Source organism: Helicobacter didelphidarum (assembly GCF_003364195.1).
In the GTDB taxonomy this organism is placed as follows: Bacteria; Campylobacterota; Campylobacteria; order Campylobacterales; family Helicobacteraceae; genus Helicobacter_A; species Helicobacter_A didelphidarum.
Genome location: NZ_NXLQ01000134.1, coordinates 1 through 1,364, shown reverse-complemented (window position 1 = coordinate 1,364; position 1,364 = coordinate 1). Strand labels below are relative to the sequence as shown.

General features: G+C 28.4%; 1 protein-coding gene and 2 pseudogenes. All 3 read right to left on the bottom strand.

Annotation, left to right across the window (positions count from 1 at the left end):
- Nucleotides 1-625: pseudogene (locus CQA53_RS11485) on the bottom strand (lipase family protein); the annotation flags it as partial.
- Nucleotides 622-1,149, bottom strand: coding sequence for a hypothetical protein (locus CQA53_RS11480; RefSeq protein ID WP_115544023.1), 528 nt, complete (start codon nt 1,147-1,149; stop codon nt 622-624). The gene CQA53_RS11480 and the pseudogene CQA53_RS11485, both read right to left, overlap by 4 nt.
- Nucleotides 1,149-1,364 (bottom strand): annotated as a pseudogene (locus tag CQA53_RS11475) (hypothetical protein); the annotation flags it as partial. The pseudogene CQA53_RS11475 and the gene CQA53_RS11480, both read right to left, overlap by 1 nt.

Genomic DNA, 1,364 nt, shown 5'->3' with positions numbered 1-1,364 from the left:
TATCAAGATATTGATTTTTAGGTAAGATTCCAAAGGCTAAATCCTTATCTGCATCAAAAATATCATTTATTATATCATTTGGGAATTCTGTGCCACGAATAGCGAGAACATATTTAGAATCTTCATCTACCTTTCTTGTATTTGTTTCTTTATCGATAAGCTCCCCTCTATCCTCAAACAAAGTAGCACTAAAGCCCGAATCTGTATTTGGCTGATGATGAAGGAGTTTGTAGCGATTAGTAAATTCTATAGTTTCTTGAGATAAAGGAGCATCTAAAGAAACATTAGCAGGATTGTTATCTAGTGTAGAATTAATAAAACCTAGTGTTGTTTTATAGATTTTATCTTTAGCAAAGCGTGCTTCGATAGCACACGCATAAGCTGTGTTAGTGCCTTTTGGTTTGGTGTATTTTTTATTATTAATTTTGTCTTCAAATTCTATATCGTTTTCTAATTTATCTTTAAAAGTTAAGCCGTCTGCTTTTAATACATTATTCTTTATATCTTGTTCTGTATTTTGGTGTATATGGTGCAATAGAGCATAACTTGAATTAGCAATATTTGCGTAATCAAGAAACTTATTAATCAAATCAAATCTTGCTTCGTGTGTTTGAATGTTTTTCATTTATAATCCTTATTTTCATATGAAATTTTAGGCTTACAATCTAATACTTCATAACCAAAATTTATGTGCCACCCAGCACCTTCATCACCTTTAAGGAATATACCATAATTATCATAAAAGTATGTTTCATATTCATAAAATATCTTATTGCTTAGTTTATGTATATTTTCAAAATACATTTTTGTTATCCTACTTTGAATTTTTTTATTTGGGGGATTAGTTGAATAAAATTCATCTAACCTAGATTTTTCATATAATTCTTTATCAATAATGCTTCTCTTAGCTTTTGTTTCACACAACCTCTTAAATTCATAATACTGCGGGTCTATAGATTTAAATGAGATTCCACCCATAATGAGCGTAAAATAAAAGATAAGTGAAAAACAAGGTAATACAAAAGAAAGATATTGAGAGTATTTTTTATGAAAGATTTTATTGATTAAAAATATTACAATTACGCTAACAAGATATAATCCTACAAAAAGCATCAATGGAATAATAATAAAAAAGAATAAAAACCACATTAGAGATTCTCCATATTAAAATAATCAAATAATCTCTTTCTTGCTAAATCTTGCATTATAGGATAATCATCATTATATTTCTTATAAGCTCTAGCACTAGGGAGGATTACAGATACAAGAGAACAAGGAGTAGGAACACCTGCGATAGTATGAGTGCAACCTATAATACTAGCATTTAATAAATCAGATTCTAATATCATAGGAATGTCTTTAGA